The organism is Bacillus sp. GbtcB14 (assembly GCF_019091205.1).
Classification (GTDB): Bacteria; Bacillota; Bacilli; order Bacillales; family Bacillaceae_G; genus Bacillus_A; species Bacillus_A cereus_AG.
In genome coordinates this window covers 320,636-335,981 of sequence record NZ_JAGXJT010000006.1, presented here as the reverse complement: position 1 = coordinate 335,981, position 15,346 = coordinate 320,636, and the positions used below count along the sequence as shown (strand labels likewise).

The window sequence follows — 15,346 nt, the reverse complement described above, 5'->3', positions numbered from 1 at the left end:
TTATATTATATAATATTTATTACATCTACTTTTAACACCTGATACTAATAGTATGCTATAATGTGAATTAGCAACATAAAGGAAAGGAATTAGACCAATGACATTAGAAAATACTAAAAATTTAAAAAAACAAGTTGCTCCTTATGAAAAATCAACGATTAAAAAAAGTGTGTGGCAACTTATTAACACAATCGTACCTTTTATTATTTTATGGTACCTTGCTTATAAAAGTTTGTCCGTTTCTTATTGGTTATCATTAGTTCCATCTCTGTTAGCCGCTGGTTTTATGACTCGGATTTTCATTATTTTTCATGATTGTACCCATTATTCATTCTTTAAAAGTCGACCTGCAAATAGAATAGTAGGGACATGTATGGGTGTGTTAACATTATTCCCGTTTGATCAATGGGGACATGAGCATTCTATTCATCACGCTACAAGTGGTAATTTGGATAAACGAGGTACAGGAGATATTTGGACGCTTACAGTGGATGAATATGTAGCTGCGCCATTTAGACTTCGTTTAGCATATCGTTTATATCGCAATCCATTTGTTATGTTTGGATTAGGTCCAATTTATGTTTTCTTGCTTAAAAATAGATTTAACCGAAAAGGTGCTAGACAGAAAGAACGTATGAATACTTATTTGACGAATATTATAATCGTTGCTTTAATAGCTATACTTTGCTGGGCAATTGGGTGGCAATCGTTTCTGTTAGTGCATGGTACGATATTCTTAATAGCAGGTTCAGTAGGAATTTGGCTGTTTTACGTACAGCACACATTCGAAGATTCTTATTTTGAAGAGGATAAAGATTGGGAATATGTGAAAGCGGCAGTGGAAGGAAGTTCATTTTATAAACTTCCAAAAATCTTGCAATTCCTAACTGGTAATATTGGATTCCATCATGTTCACCATTTAAGCCCAAGAGTACCTAATTATAAGCTAGAAGAGGCACACAATAATACGCTTCCGTTAAAAAATGTACCAACGATTACACTTGCTACAAGCTTGCAATCACTCCGTTTCCGTCTTTGGGATGAGAAAAGTAACAATTTTGTTAGCTTTAAAGAATTCAAAAAAATAATTAAAAACAATGTTTCTGTTCGAGTGAAATCTGAACTATAATTTCATCGTATATAAAAAACTCTCCTTAATCATTTTCGATTTAAGGGGAGTTTTTGTTTAATTATTATATGACCGATATTGAGGAGGGGGAATGCTTATGTGTAGGTATAAATATAAAGAGACAGTAATTATATTATGTAAACAAAATGAATCATTTTAATTTTTTATTATAGTGAAGGATATAGTGCATATATAATGGAAAGCAGAAAGTGGATGATAGTAACTATAAACACATACAACGTAATAAAATAATTTTTTCAAAAGGAAGGGGACATGAAAGATGTTGAAATTACAAGGGAAATACAATGAAGCAAAAGTATTTACGAATAACGTTGATGAGACTGCAACTGGGCAGATTATTGATCTTTGTAACCAAGAATTCGTAAAGGATAGTCAAATTCGTATTATGCCAGATACACATGCAGGAGCAGGTTGTACGATTGGGACAACAATGACAATACAAGATAAAATTGTTCCTAATCTTGTAGGGGTAGACATTGGTTGTGGTATGGAAGTTGTTGTGATTGATAAGAAAAAAGAAGAAATTAATTTCGATTACTTAGACGAAACGATTCGTAAATTTGTTCCAAGTGGTTTTCGTATCCGAAATAAAGAACATCGATTCTCAAAAATGATTGATTTTGATGGTGTGAAGGCCCCATATACATTACAACGAGCCCAAAAAAGTATAGGTACTCTTGGAGGAGGAAATCATTTCATTGAATTAAATGAAGATGATAAAGGAAATGTATATATTGTCATTCATAGTGGTTCTCGTAATTTAGGTAAACAAATAGCAGAGTATTACCAGAACTTCGCATATGAACAACTCATTCATATTACATCAATGAAAGATGAGATTATTAAGAGATTAATTACAGAGGGGAGAGAAAAAGAAATACAAGAAACTTTACGTGGAATTAAGAAGCCTAATATTCGAAAAGAATTAGCTTATTTAGAAGGGCAAGGATTCAAAGATTATATGAATGACATGAATATTGCCCAAAAGTATGCTGAGTTCAATCGTAAAGCAATGATTGATGAAATTGTTACGAAAATGGGATGGAAAATAACGGATCAATTTACTACAATACATAACTATATTGACATGGAAAATATGATTCTACGAAAAGGTGCTATTTCAGCTCAGAAAGATGAACGAGTAATTATTCCAATTAACATGAGAGATGGTTCAATTATTGCATTTGGTAAAGGTAATCCAGACTGGAACTTTTCTGGTCCGCATGGGGCAGGGCGTATCATGAGTCGTAAGAAAGCTAAAGAATTATTGAGTCTAGAGGACTTCCAAAATACGATGACAGAGGTTTGGACTACATCGGTAGTAGAGAGCACAATTGATGAGGCACCAATGGTATATAAGCCAATGGATGAAATTATCGAAAATACAAAAGAAACAATAGATATAAAGCACATTATTAAGCCATTATATAATTTTAAAGCGAATTAGAAGGGAGAAATAAGCAGCCAGAAAAATTATTTTTCGTATCTTTTGTTTGGAAGCAATCTAATCAAGGGAAGTAGTTTCATTTTATGGCGGATGGGATAGAAAAAAGTCGATTTTCAGTGGAGTAAAGAAATCGACTTTTTTATTTATTTTGTTGAATGAAAGCAACCGTTAGCTTAATAGCAAATGATTACAACCCATTATTTCTCCCAAAGCTCGATCAATCGACCTTCAGGATCTTTAATCCAAATAAACTTTCCGAACTCACTAATTTCTTCTTTCTTTTCAAGAGGTACACCAATATGTTCAAGATGCTGAATAGTCTCATTTAAATTATGTACTTCAAAATTTAACATCACTTGCTGTTCTATTGGAAAATAATTATCATTTTCGGTAAAGAAAGAAAAAATAGTCTCATTTCCTAATTGGGGTTTAATCACAGTCCCATTCCAATTTTCTATTTCAATTTTCAACACTTCACTGTACCATTTTTTTATAACATCAAGATTGTTAGTCCTCCAAAATATTCCCCCGAAACCTTTTATCATTGTAGATAACTCCTGTCTTTTTAAAATTTTAAGCAATATATATTCAATATATCAAAACAGTAACAGTAAGGAAAATCAATAACGTATAAAAAGCGGGAAATTCCAATTACTAGTATTGTAGTATTTACCGCATTATGGAAATCGGTATCACTTTTCAAAGAACTTGCAATTCAAGTAAAGGTATATAGTAATATTGACTCGTATGAGGTAATGAATGAAAAGGGAATAAAACAAATGACTATGATAAAAGACCGCATATGAAATGAAAGCCATGTGCGGTCTTTTATATATAAGTATAGTATTACATAGTCTCGCTAATTTTAGTTTCACTACGAGTGTTAGTAGCAATTCTTTTCTTAACTTTAAAGTGATAGTAGGTGTAGCAAAAAATGATAAATGGTACAGTGCAATAGATTCCAAGTCGTTGTTCATGGATAAAGATAAGACTAATTAATATAATGCCATACAATCCAAAACCAAGAATTGGTACAAGTGGATAAAGTGGAGTTTTAAATTTTAAGTTTGCTAATTTTCCACCTTCGGCTAAATAATGTTTACGGAAAAAGAATTGAGAAACGCAAATTGACATCCAAACAATGATTGTAATGACTCCAGAAATTGAAATTAACCATAAGTAAACTGTTTCAGCAGCTACGACGCTTGTTAAAAGGGAAAAAGCAGAAATAGCAATCGTCATAATTAAAGCATTCTTACGTTCACTTCGCTTCCGTCTTTGGAATGAGAAAAGTAACAATTTTGTTAGCTTTAAAGAAGTCAAAAATATAATTAAAAATAATGTTTCTGTTCGGGTGAAATCTGAACTGTAATTTTATCGTTTATAAAAAACTCTCCTTAATTCTTTTTATTTAAGGAGAGCTTTTGTTTAAATAATAGTTTTTATGAGGGGAGTTCAAATCCTAAGTGGAGTTTAATCACAGCCATAGTTTAATTTTCAATACTTCGCTGTACCATTTTTGTATAATATCAGGGTTCATATTCAATTATATTTTTTTAGCTTTACATTCATTGAATAAAGCAATAAACAAAATTCAACAAGTGATGAAAAGGTATCATTGTTTATCTTTTTGTTGTTTATAAAACAGATATTTTAAAGGTCTTCCCACAGGAGGAAAAACTTTTTCTTGTAGGGAGACTTCCTATTGTAAATAGTAAAAAATGAAAAATATAATCTAAAAAATCTACCAATCACGGTTTTAATTATTAGAATATTTTAAGGATAATATAGATTAAACCATATAATAATAAAAGTCCTAAAATATCCATAAACAAATATTTAATAGTTATTGGTTTGAAGATTAAAGTCTTTATAAATAATAGACTAGCCATAATGTATAGTATACTTTGCTCTTTAAAGAAAACATATAAAGAAACTGCTATTGCAATAATACAAATACTAATAGTTTTATCTGTATTGTTAGCATCACTTCTAAACATTTTCACACCACCTTTTGAATTTTTTGGAAAAAAAGTAAAAAAATTATTGATTTCTATAATATTTACTGTAATATATATTATATACAGAAAATTAAGAAAAAGGAAGGTGTAAAAATGTTAAAAAAACTACCTAAAGTTTTAACTGTATTCACTTTACTAACGACAAGTTCCCTTATTTCTATCAATCAATTTGCAAAAGCTGATGAAACGGACCAAATAAATATTACAGAAGAAAACGATTTATCCACATTGATCTATTCAGGTTCAGAAGAAAATGCTCCCTTATTTAAACCAAGTATTCCTCAAGTACAAACTGACAAAGATTCGCCACAAAGAGTTGTGATTAATGACGGTAGTTATAATTGGAGATATTTAAATACATATTATGAAAGTAATGTGTTTTCCAATACGGCTACTAGTTGGTTGATAACAGCTGCTAGTGGTGGAATTGCAGGTTGGGCCGCTAAATTTTTTGTTAAAGAAGTATGGAGAGGTGTTGCAGGTTCTATAATTGGTAAAGCTGCTTCAGATTTAAAGGTAGGTACAAATTATTGGTGGACAGTAAAAAAATATGTAGACAAAGATGCTTATAATGTTTATGTAAAATATGATATTAAAATTTATTCTAATTCAAGTAGAACAAAATTAGTAAAATCATATATTCAAGTTCATAAAGTTTAAAGCTACATTTAAGAAACAACGAAAGAATGAAAAAACAAGAGCGTCCTAAATTTCATTGAGGACGCTCTTGTTTTTTCATATATAATAGCCGTACTAATTCTAGACGGTTTCCTGGATGATTTCGAAAAAACAGTCTCGTAACCTAAGATAATTTATGGGAATTTACGATATTGGTATGCAAAAGATGATATTCTTCGTCACTTTAATTATAAGATAGATTTTTCGTTTGTTTTAGAGTAATTGAAAGCTACATATTTTCTGGATAATGTTCGAAATGAAGTACCTCCTGTCCAAATATTTATTATTAAATTTATTAAACATACTAATGTGCTTTTGCTTTCATCTGATTTGAACCGCCTTAATCGTAATAATATGTAATGCAGTATTACATAGTCTCGCTAATTTTAGTTTCACTACGAGTGTTAGTAGCAATTCTTTTCTTAACTTTAAAGTGATAGTAAGTGTAGCAAAAGATGATAAACGGTACAGTGCAATAGATTCCAAGTCGTTGTTCAGGGATAAAGATAAGACTAATTAATATAATGCCATACAATCCAAAGCCAAGAATTGGTACAAGAGGATAAAGTGGAGTTTTAAATTTTAAGTCTGCTAATTTTCCACCTTCGGCTAAATAATGTTTACGGAAAAAGAATTGAGAAACGCAAATTGACATCCAAACAATGATTGTAATGACTCCAGAAATTGAAATTAACCATAAGTAAACTGTTTCAGCAGCTACGACGCTTGTTAAAAGAGAAAAAGCAGAAATAGAAATTGTCAAAATTAAGGCATTCTTACGTTCACTTCGCTTCCGTCTTTAGAATGAGAAAAGTAACAATTTTGTTAGCTTTAAAGAAGTCAAAAATATAATTAAAAATAATGTTTCTGTTCGGGTGAAATCTGAACTATATAAAAAAGAAAAGTTAATATTTTTTTGATTGCGCTTTCAAATTATTGTTGTTGGTATATTTTTATTTTTAGAAAATTGAATAAACAGATTGATTTCATTTTAAATTTTTGTTAAATTGATAGGTAATTGAGCGAACTAGCATATTACAAGTCAAGCTGAGGTGAGTTATTATGGTGCAGTCCATTGATCGAGCGATAAGTATTATAAAGTTGTTAAATTCTACTAATGAAAAAGAGTATTGGGCTATTTCTGATATAGCGGACAGAACACAGCTCCCAGTTAGTACAGTACATAGATTACTTAACTCTTTAATCGAGCATGGGTTAGTTACGCAAATTTCAGAAACGAAACAGTACAAAATTGGGCCAATGTGGATGGAAATAGGATTACGTCAATTGGAGAAAGTAGACTACAGATCAGTTGCAAGAGAAGTGATGAAGCGGTTAGCCTCTGAAGTGGAAGAAAATGTTTATTTGAACATTCCAAATGGAACACATTCTATTATCATTGAAAGAATGGATAGCCCTTTAAAAATTCGAGTTATTGATAACTTAGGGGAACAAATTCCACTTTCAATTGGTGCCGCAAATAAAACGATGCTTGCCAATATGAAAACGAATGAAATGGAACATATTGTAGAACATTTACTTTCTTCATTACCAGAACAAAAGTACATTCTTTTAGATCAAATAAAGCAAATAAAAACTGAAGGATATGCGGTAAGTTATGGTGAAAAAACAGAAGGGACAGCTTCAGTAGCTGCACCTATTATTGGATTTAATCATAAAGTAGTAGGAGCATTAAGTGTTGGGTTAATTAGTCATCGCATTAATGATGATCGACTATCTTTTCTTATTAGTAAGGTAAAACAAGCAGCTCATGAAATATCAATAAAAATCGGCAGTACATCAGAACTATAATTTTGATAACTGTCGTCATTTTTTATTCATATACTGGAATTCAATTTCATAATGCGGAAAAATAGGGGGATTTATATGTCAAAGTGGCAATCAAAAAAACAATTAGTGCAATTATTAAGCAATCTTGTTGAAATTCCTAGTATTACAGGTACAGAAGCTGAAGTGATATTGCCAGAATTTGTTGTGGAACAATTATCTGATTTACAGTACTTCAAAGAAAACCCGCATCATTTGCAAAAAAATCCGACGAGGGACGGACGATTTTTTGTTACAGCCCTAGTAAAGAAAAGCGATAGTACGAAAAATACAGTAATTCTAGTTAGTCACTTTGATGTTGTAGATGTGCAAGATTACGGAGTTTGGAAAGAAGATGCATTTAATCCTAAAAAGTTAACATCTATGTTTTATTCTCATAAAGATGAATTACCAGACCAAGTACGTGAAGATATAGAACAAGGAGATTGGCTGTTTGGCAGAGGAACAATGGATATGAAATGCGGCCTCGCATTACAAATGGCAATGATTGAGCAAGCCTGTGAAGGAAGGTTTGACGGGAATGTTCTTTTATTAGCCGTTCCAGATGAAGAAGTAAATTCTGTAGGGATGAGGGCTGCTGTTCCAAGACTACTAGAGTTAGCAGGAGAACATAACTTGGATTATAAAACGGTATTAAATTCAGAGCCTATGTTTTCACGACATCCTGGTGACCAAAATAAGTATATTTATACTGGTTCTATTGGTAAAGTGTTACCTGGATTTCTTTGCTACGGAAAAGAGACACATGTAGGTGAACCATTTGCAGGCTTAAATGGGAGTTATATGGCTGCTTTATTAACGGCTGAATTAGAATTGAATACGGACCTTTGTGATGTTGTAGAAGGAGAAGCAAGTCCTCCCCCAACTAACTTACTTCAACGTGATTTAAAGGAGGATTATTCTGTACAAATTCCGCATCGTGCAGTCACATTATTCAATTTGTTTTTACTCGAAAAAACAATGACAGATGTCGTTTCATTGTTACGTCAAAAAGTAACGAAAGTAGCAGAGAAAATAGAAGAATCATACGAGAAGCAAGCATATCGTTTTTCTAAATATAATCCGTTTATACCGCCTAATATGAAAGTAAATATATTAACGTATGAAGAGCTTATCGCTTATGCAATTGAACAACATGGGCAAGAGAAAATAGATGATATTCAATCTAGTATAATAAAAAATAGAGAAGATAAAGATGATCGTGCGGTAACAATTGATTTAGTAGATAAACTAGCTATTTTATGTAAAGAAAAGGCTCCGATGATTGTACTTTTCTTTGCTCCGCCATATTATCCAGCAGTAAGTTCACGCAACAACTCGTTAATTAAAGAAGTAGTTGCAGAAATGGAAAAGTATGCTCACTACAATCATAATATTACATTTGAAAACCAAAACTATTTTGGAGGAATTTCAGATTTGAGCTATGTGGGCTTACAGAATCCACTAGATTCAATGAGTTCACTTGTAGACAATATGCCATTATGGGATAAAGGTTATTCGATTCCACTTCAGGATCTAGAAGAGTTTGACGTTCCGGTATTAAATATGGGGCCGGTAGGAAAAGATGCACATCAATGGACAGAACGTTTAGATGTAAATTACGCATTTGAAACGCTATTAGATATGTTACCGAAATGCATTGAAAAATTATTAGTTTCTAATAAGATTACACAATCATAGTAGGGAATAAGGAAGGGATAAAACTAAAATCTCAAAAGAAGATATAAATAAAATTATTGTAATATAATCAAAAGAACGGACAAACTCAAGTATCTATGAGTTTGTCCATTTATTATTTAGTGAACACCGGAGAGTATGTAATCCACTATTTTCTAGTTGAACTCATGTGAATTTATAGCTAACGTAACCTCTTTTATCGTTTTACTTTTTCGTTTGACCCGACAGTTCAACAGACTTTTGCGTACAACGCTGCATTGCTGAAATAATTGCAGTTCGTAATCCTTTTTCCTCTAATGTTGCTACAGCTTCTATCGTTGTTCCACCAGGAGAACAAACCATATCTTTCAATTCACCTGGATGAATGCCTGTTTCTAGTACCATTTTTGCAGAGCCTAACACAGCTTGAGCAGCGAATTTATATGCTTGATTTCTAGGCATACCATCTAATACAGCTGCATCTGCCATCGCTTCTATAATCATATATACGTATGCTGGTGACGAACCACTTACAGATGTTACAACATCCATTAATTTTTCGCTTACGATTTCTGCTTGACCAAAGCTAGTGAAAATGTTTAGCACATCTTCTAAGTCTTTTTCTGTCACCATTTCATTAGGGCATAAAGCAGACATACCTTCTCCAACGAGAGCAGGGGTATTAGGCATTACTCGTACAACTTTTAACTTTTTATCAAAAGAATCCTCTGTACTTTTGATGTTTTTTCCAGCAGCGATCGTTACGACAATAACGTCATTTTTTATCACATCTTTTATTTCGTTAATTACTGATGCGTATAAGTCTGGTTTAATTGATAAAATTAAAATATCAGCATTTTTAGCTACTTCATTGTTGTCAGTAGTTGTAGTTAGCCTATATTTTTCGTTAGCATGTTTTAAATTCGTAGTGTTTAAATCCGAACAAATAATATTATTTGCAGACACGATCTTTTTGTTTAGCATCCCGCCAATGATAGCCATTCCCATATTCCCACAACCGATAAATCCAATTTGTTTATCCATAATAACTTAATCTTGCTCCTTTTATAATAAATTATATCATTTTGAAATTGCTATCTTAAAATAACAATAACATCTTTATGTAATATAAAGAAACATTCTAAGAGAATATATTCCTTTTTGCAACAGTAAAAGATAAAAATCAATTATATTCGATATTATGTAAATATATACACTTTAATTTGAGGTTTTATATTTAAGTATATGTGTTAGACTTATATCGATTTGTATTTTCATTCATTAGGACAATAATTTCATACAAATAACTTGCGGCTCTATTTATTTTTAAAAATACTACTTGACACCAAATTGAACTATATCGCATAATATAAAAAAATCAGATCGAAAATCGTTGAAGGGAAATAGTACATATGTCTTCTTGCGAAAGAGAGTGGAATTCACCGGCTGAAAGATTCCTCGTATAGAATATATCGAACCTATCCCTGAGTCTTAAATGAAAGTTTAGGCGTTCGCCTGCGTTATAGGCGCCAAGTGGATATCTATGTATATCAATTAAGGTGGTACCGCGGAACAATGACCGTTTCGTCCTTTTTATTTTATTAAGGGCGAAGCGGTCATTTTTATTTTGCCCTTAAATAGGCTAGGTACAGAACTGATGAGAATAGAAGTGTAATTTATAAAAAACTTTGATTTTAGACTTGGGGGATATAAAAGTGAAAAAACAACGCATTGTTGTAAAGATTGGGAGCAGTTCCTTGGCAGATAGTCACGGAGGCATTTCTAAAGAACAACTTTCAGATCACGTTGCCGCATTGGCTCGACTGAAAGAAGAAGGGCATGAAGTTTTGTTAATTACATCTGGGGCCGTCGCTGCAGGTTTTTGTGCTCTAGGGTATCCTAGTAGACCTGTAACAATTAAAGGGAAACAGGCAGCTGCGGCTGTCGGACAAAGTTTGTTAATGCAGGCGTACACGGAAGAATTTCGTAAATATGGTATCGTTACTGCGCAACTATTGCTGACGAGAAGTGATTTTTCTAGAAAAGAACAATATAGTAACGCTTACGCTACGTTAGGAGAGTTACTAAACCGTTCTGCTCTTCCAATCATTAATGAAAATGATTCCATCTCTTTAGAGGAGCTAACGTTTGGTGATAATGATATGCTTTCAGCTTTAGTAAGTGGGCTTGTTTCGGCGGATATGCTTATGATTTTTACGGATGTGAATGGTTTATATGACAAAAATCCTCAGAAAAATGAGGATGCGAAAAAATATTATTTCCTTCCTGAAGTTACAGAAGAAATCGTTTCACTTGCTGGAGATGCTGGTTCAAAACTTGGGACTGGCGGTATGAAATCAAAAATCGATGCTGCGAAGACGGCACTTTCTCTTGGTGTGAGTGTATTTATTGGAACAGGACGTGGACAAGAGAAGTTTGTAGATGTTTTGAAGGGCAAAGGTGATGGAACGTATATCGGTAATGCTCCTCAAAAAGAAATGAAGATGAACAAGCAATGGATCGCCTTGCATTCACTTGTTAGCGGACAAATTGAAATAGACGCAGGAGCAGCTACTGCTATCATTCAGCATGGTAAGAGTCTTCTTCCTGCTGGCGTTACGAATGTGGCAGGATTTTTCAAAGTTGGCGAAGTCGTAGAAGTAATGACGCAACAAGGACGCGTAATAGGGAAAGGCCAATGCACATATAGCGCAGAGGAACTAAGAGATTTAAAAGGTATGCAAAGCCAAGATATTCAAGCAAGAGGCGAAAGGCATAGTTATGAAGTCATCCATAGGGATTATTGGGTTTCATTTTAAGAATAGAGATCAAAAAGGAGGAAATAAAAATGAATGAAGTGTTGGCAAAGGGAAAAAAAGCGAAAGAAATTGCTAGAGAACTTGTACTAAAATCTACAAGTCAAAAAAACGAAGCACTTGCTGCACTTGCTGAAAGGCTAATAGTAGAAACAGCTTATATTTTAGAGGAAAACAAACGGGATATTGAAGAAGGTAAGGCAAGAGGATTTTCCGATTCTCTTCTTGATCGTCTTATGCTGACTGAACAGCGTATCATTGATATGACAGAGGGGATTAAGCAGCTAATTGCTTTACGTGATCCTGTCGGAGAATGTGTAAGTGCATGGGAACGACCAAATGGACTATCTATTCAGGAGATGCGTGTACCACTTGGTGTTGTTGGAATGATTTACGAGGCAAGGCCGAATGTAACAGTAGATGCTGCTACAATTTGTTTGAAAACAGGAAACGCAGTCATTTTACGTGGTAGTTCTTCTGCTATCAATTCTAACAAAGCCATCGTTGCCGTTATTCACCGAGCGCTCAAAGAAACAAGCTTGCCTCCAGAAAGTGTACAGCTTATAGAAGATACAACGCGGGATAGTGCAAAGCAGTTGTTTACAATGAATGATTATCTAGACGTTCTTATTCCAAGAGGAGGCAAACAATTAATTGATACGGTAGTGAGAGAAGCGTCTGTTCCGGTACTTGAAACAGGTGCAGGAAATTGTCATATTTTCATTGATGAAACAGCGAATAAACAAATGGCAATTGATATTATTATTAATGCAAAAACGCAGCGTCCATCTGTATGTAATGCGATTGAAACGATTGTGCTTCATGAGAAGTGGGCGCAGCAATATGGTAGCGAGCTGTTTTCTTCTTTGAAGGAAAGAGGCGTGGAATTACGTGGTGATCAGAAAGCACTGGCAATTGATTCTTCAATTGTACTTGCTTCAGAAGAAGACTGGGAAACAGAATTTTTATCACTCACGCTGGCAGTTAAAGTAGTTTCTTCTATAGAAGAAGCAATTCATCACATAAATACGTATGGATCTATGCATTCTGAAGCGATTATTACAGAGGATGAGGAAAACGTCAATAAGTTCTTCACATCTGTTGATGCGGCTGCACTGTATCATAATGCATCAACTCGTTTTACTGATGGATCTGAATTCGGATTCGGCGCAGAAATTGGCATCAGTACACAAAAACTACACGTAAGGGGACCAATGGGACTTCCTGCATTAACTTCTACAAAATATGTGATTCGTGGAAATGGTCAGATTCGATAATAATAAAAGACACTCAATTTGCTTGGGTGTCTTTTGTTTTAAAGAGTATTTACCATACAAAAAGCCCAACGAGCATAGCGCTTAATAAGGAAACTGCCATTCCGCTAACAAGAAGCTTCCAAACATTTTTACCGATTATGGATGATTTTTCTCCGCCAAATAATGAATTGTAAGTTCCGTAAATCATACCTACTGTACTAAAGTTAGCAAAAGAAGCTAGAAATGTCGTCGCAACCGCGATCGTATGTGGTTGTAAAGATTTTAGGTTCGATTTTAAATCCATCATTGCAACAAATTCATTCGTCGTTATTTTAATCCCCATTAGTTCAGCTACATACATAGCATCACTGCCCGATAAACCGAGTAAAAAAGCGAAAGGACTAAAGATAATGGAGAAGATTTTTTGAATTGTTAAACCTGTTACAAAAAATCCTAAAATCCCATTTAAACATGCTGTTAAAGCTACATATCCAATTACCATAGCTAAAATAACGATAACCATATTCATCCCGACTAACATACTGTTTGAAATAGTAGAAAAGAAATCCTTTTTTTCATGTTTTGAAGGTGTATATACGACATCTTCTTCTTTCGAAACTTCCACAGGATTTAATACATTGGCTAAAATTAATGCGTTAATACAGTTTAATGGAATTGCGCTGAAAATATATGTTGCCGGCACCATTGATAAATAAGCACCGAGAATGGATCCGCTGACGCTACTCATACTCATAATTCCGAAAGTCAGCAAACGATTTTCTTTTAAAACAGATAATTGATCACGAACAACTGCAAGTGCTTCCGTATTTCCTAAAAACATCATTTGAATGGAAAAGAAGCTTTCTAACTTTGGCAAACGAGAAATCTTTGAAATAACTGCACCTACTTTATCAATAATCCAAGTTAAGATTCCGAAATAAGATAAAATATCGAAAAAAGTAATAACAAAAATGATAGGAAGTAATGCACTAAAGAAGAAATCAATGTGTGGACTGTCCATAGCTGAAGGAAATGCAAATCGAATTCCTTCATTCGCACATGCCAGTAGCCAACTGAAAAATGACGCAATTTTATTAATGATAATACTGCCGAGCTTCGTGCCTAACATAAACCATGTAATAAAGAGTTCCAATATGATTAGAATAACGATCGGTCTCCATTTTATATGTTTTTTATTAGGCGAACATAGAAAAACGATTAATATGACAACGAAAATCCCTAACATATTTAATATGAAATGCATCTCAACAACTCCTTGAGAGTTATTATTTGTATATAAAAAAGCTCCTATTCTTCCTAATTTAGAATGAGTGTATTTCAATTTATATTTTTATGAATTCTAAAAAATTAGAAGGGATAATTCGATAAAAATAGAATTTAATTTATAACAAACAAGGAGGGGATGGAATGGAAGTCTTTCACGTAACGAGTAGAAAGAGGGAAACGTACAACGTTCAAATAAAGTATTCGATACTTTTCGAATGTGCACTAGGCATTGCAGCAATTACTCATAAGAGATTAATCGATACTCTTGAAAAGTCTCAAAGTGAATGGGAAGAAATTAGACAATCATTAACAGAAGAAATGAGAGAGCACTTACAGTTTGTTGAAGAGCATAATACGTGGAAAGCATTGCTTCAGTTATTGTATGAAGGAGAATTTCAGGATTTATCACAGTTTCATGCTAAAATCGATTCGATTTCAGAAGAAGATTTGAAGTATATATGTTTACCGTTTTTAGGCGAGAAGTATGAAGAGAAAAGACATTTAGCAGCAAGTGGAGACGTAATTGCAATACATGAACTAATGGAACTGACACATGATCATCCGTTTTTCTCCGCGTATATTCGTTTTATATGTGATGTTCATGTACAATTGCTGAAATCTCATTTAATCGCTGTTATGACAGGGTGGTATGAGAGTGTTATTCAGAGAGAGGAAGAGCAAATACTAACAATATTAAAACGAGATTATGAAGCGAAAAATGAAATGAATAAAAAGATGAGACCAGAAGAGTTTGTCGAGTGGGCGACTGGCGGTGTGAACTATATGCCAGAACCAAGTGTTCACAACGTACTTCTTATCCCACAAATGACATACAGACCGTGGAATATTGAGGCGGATATTGAAGATACGAAAGTATTTCATTACCCAGTAGCAAACGAAAGCATCCATCCTGAAGATCCGTATGAACCGAATTATTTTTTAGTCCAAAAACATAAAGCACTCGGGGACGAAGCGAGATTACGTATTGTAAAAATGTTGTTTGAAAAAGAACGAACATTGCAGGAAATTACAGAAAGACTGCAACTCGGTAAGTCGACTGTACACCATCATTTGAAATTGTTACGTGCTGCGAAGTTAGTTGATATACATGATGGGAAATATGTATTGAGAAAGAAAGCAGTACAGTTGTTAGCGAAAGAATTAGATGCGTTTTTAAATAGATAATA

Annotated in this window: 11 protein-coding genes, 3 pseudogenes and 1 other annotated feature; of the genes and pseudogenes, 9 read left to right on the top strand and 5 right to left on the bottom strand. The window is 33.4% G+C overall.

The features are described 5' to 3' along the window. The first annotated feature begins 97 nt into the window (after positions 1–97). Both desA and KVT31_RS20045 read left to right on the top strand, forming a co-directional pair. Positions 98–1,129: a Delta(5) desaturase DesA gene (gene desA / locus KVT31_RS20050; RefSeq protein WP_140392480.1), complete on the top strand. Its 1,032-nt coding sequence runs from the start codon at positions 98–100 to the stop codon at positions 1,127–1,129. Positions 1,130–1,409: 280 nt separating this feature from the next. Further along, positions 1,410–2,597 (top strand): RtcB family protein, encoded by a 1,188-nt coding sequence (locus KVT31_RS20045; RefSeq protein WP_088096786.1) that lies wholly within the window; start codon positions 1,410–1,412, stop codon positions 2,595–2,597. Positions 2,598–2,794: 197 nt separating this feature from the next. Here KVT31_RS20045 and KVT31_RS20040 read toward each other — a convergent pair whose 3' ends face one another. Together KVT31_RS20040 and KVT31_RS20035 are read right to left on the bottom strand one after the other, a co-directional pair. Beyond that, complete coding sequence (locus KVT31_RS20040) at positions 2,795–3,142, bottom strand: VOC family protein (RefSeq protein WP_087981015.1); 348 nt, start codon at positions 3,140–3,142, stop codon at positions 2,795–2,797. A gap of 301 nt (positions 3,143–3,443) precedes the next feature. Next, positions 3,444–3,851: pseudogene (locus tag KVT31_RS20035) on the bottom strand (amino acid permease); the annotation flags it as partial. A 1-nt stretch (position 3,852) separates the two neighbouring features. Here KVT31_RS20035 and KVT31_RS20030 point away from each other — a divergent pair. Both KVT31_RS20030 and KVT31_RS20025 read left to right on the top strand, forming a co-directional pair. After that, positions 3,853–3,969: pseudogene (locus KVT31_RS20030) on the top strand (fatty acid desaturase); the annotation flags it as partial. A 742-nt stretch (positions 3,970–4,711) separates the two neighbouring features. After that, the gene (locus KVT31_RS20025; RefSeq protein ID WP_029442642.1) at positions 4,712–5,278 is read left to right on the top strand and encodes a hypothetical protein; all 567 of its coding nucleotides are present in this window, start codon (positions 4,712–4,714) and stop codon (positions 5,276–5,278) included. Between the two features lie 385 nt (positions 5,279–5,663). Here KVT31_RS20025 and KVT31_RS20020 read toward each other — a convergent pair. Beyond that, positions 5,664–6,071: pseudogene (locus tag KVT31_RS20020) on the bottom strand (amino acid permease); the annotation flags it as partial. A gap of 287 nt (positions 6,072–6,358) precedes the next feature. Here KVT31_RS20020 and KVT31_RS20015 point away from each other — a divergent pair. Both KVT31_RS20015 and KVT31_RS20010 read left to right on the top strand, forming a co-directional pair. Continuing rightward, entirely contained in the window at positions 6,359–7,108 is a 750-nt protein-coding gene (locus KVT31_RS20015) for an IclR family transcriptional regulator (RefSeq protein ID WP_088096785.1), read from the top strand. Positions 7,109–7,159: 51 nt separating this feature from the next. Beyond that, complete coding sequence (locus KVT31_RS20010; protein ID WP_140392479.1) at positions 7,160–8,824, top strand: M20/M25/M40 family metallo-hydrolase; 1,665 nt, start codon at positions 7,160–7,162, stop codon at positions 8,822–8,824. A 201-nt stretch (positions 8,825–9,025) separates the two neighbouring features. Here KVT31_RS20010 and proC read toward each other — a convergent pair whose 3' ends face one another. Continuing rightward, positions 9,026–9,844: a pyrroline-5-carboxylate reductase gene (gene proC, locus KVT31_RS20005; protein WP_088096783.1), complete on the bottom strand. Its 819-nt coding sequence runs from the start codon at positions 9,842–9,844 to the stop codon at positions 9,026–9,028. Positions 9,845–10,184: 340 nt separating this feature from the next. Continuing rightward, positions 10,185–10,395: a binding site (T-box leader), on the top strand. Positions 10,396–10,515: 120 nt separating this feature from the next. On the opposite strand from proC, the gene proB reads away from it, so the two are divergent. Both proB and KVT31_RS19995 read left to right on the top strand, forming a co-directional pair. Next, the gene (gene proB, locus KVT31_RS20000; protein WP_098341705.1) at positions 10,516–11,619 is read left to right on the top strand and encodes a glutamate 5-kinase; all 1,104 of its coding nucleotides are present in this window, start codon (positions 10,516–10,518) and stop codon (positions 11,617–11,619) included. A 29-nt stretch (positions 11,620–11,648) separates the two neighbouring features. Beyond that, entirely contained in the window at positions 11,649–12,893 is a 1,245-nt protein-coding gene (locus tag KVT31_RS19995; RefSeq protein ID WP_088096781.1) for a glutamate-5-semialdehyde dehydrogenase, read from the top strand. Between the two features lie 49 nt (positions 12,894–12,942). On the opposite strand, the gene KVT31_RS19990 is transcribed toward KVT31_RS19995, so the two are convergent. Beyond that, the gene (locus KVT31_RS19990; protein WP_088096780.1) at positions 12,943–14,136 is read right to left on the bottom strand and encodes a NupC/NupG family nucleoside CNT transporter; all 1,194 of its coding nucleotides are present in this window, start codon (positions 14,134–14,136) and stop codon (positions 12,943–12,945) included. 164 nt (positions 14,137–14,300) lie between these two features. Here KVT31_RS19990 and KVT31_RS19985 point away from each other — a divergent pair, with 164 nt between their 5' ends. After that, complete coding sequence (locus tag KVT31_RS19985) at positions 14,301–15,344, top strand: ArsR/SmtB family transcription factor (RefSeq protein WP_088096779.1); 1,044 nt, start codon at positions 14,301–14,303, stop codon at positions 15,342–15,344. The last annotated feature ends 2 nt before the right edge of the window (positions 15,345–15,346 follow it).

Excerpts from the sequence above, each read along its gene's own strand:
- KVT31_RS19985 (WP_088096779.1), top strand. The coding sequence starts at position 14,301 with ATGGAAGTCTTTCACGTAACGAGTAGAAAGAGGGAAACGTACAACGTT.
- KVT31_RS20045 (WP_088096786.1), top strand. The coding sequence starts at position 1,410 with ATGTTGAAATTACAAGGGAAATACAATGAAGCAAAAGTATTTACGAAT.
- KVT31_RS20025 (WP_029442642.1), top strand. The coding sequence starts at position 4,712 with ATGTTAAAAAAACTACCTAAAGTTTTAACTGTATTCACTTTACTAACG.
- proC (WP_088096783.1), bottom strand. The coding sequence starts at position 9,844 with ATGGATAAACAAATTGGATTTATCGGTTGTGGGAATATGGGAATGGCT.
- KVT31_RS19995 (WP_088096781.1), top strand. The coding sequence starts at position 11,649 with ATGAATGAAGTGTTGGCAAAGGGAAAAAAAGCGAAAGAAATTGCTAGA.
- KVT31_RS20040 (WP_087981015.1), bottom strand. The coding sequence starts at position 3,142 with ATGATAAAAGGTTTCGGGGGAATATTTTGGAGGACTAACAATCTTGAT.
- KVT31_RS19990 (WP_088096780.1), bottom strand. The coding sequence starts at position 14,136 with ATGCATTTCATATTAAATATGTTAGGGATTTTCGTTGTCATATTAATC.
- KVT31_RS20010 (WP_140392479.1), top strand. The coding sequence starts at position 7,160 with ATGCGGAAAAATAGGGGGATTTATATGTCAAAGTGGCAATCAAAAAAA.
- KVT31_RS20015 (WP_088096785.1), top strand. The coding sequence starts at position 6,359 with ATGGTGCAGTCCATTGATCGAGCGATAAGTATTATAAAGTTGTTAAAT.
- desA (WP_140392480.1), top strand. The coding sequence starts at position 98 with ATGACATTAGAAAATACTAAAAATTTAAAAAAACAAGTTGCTCCTTAT.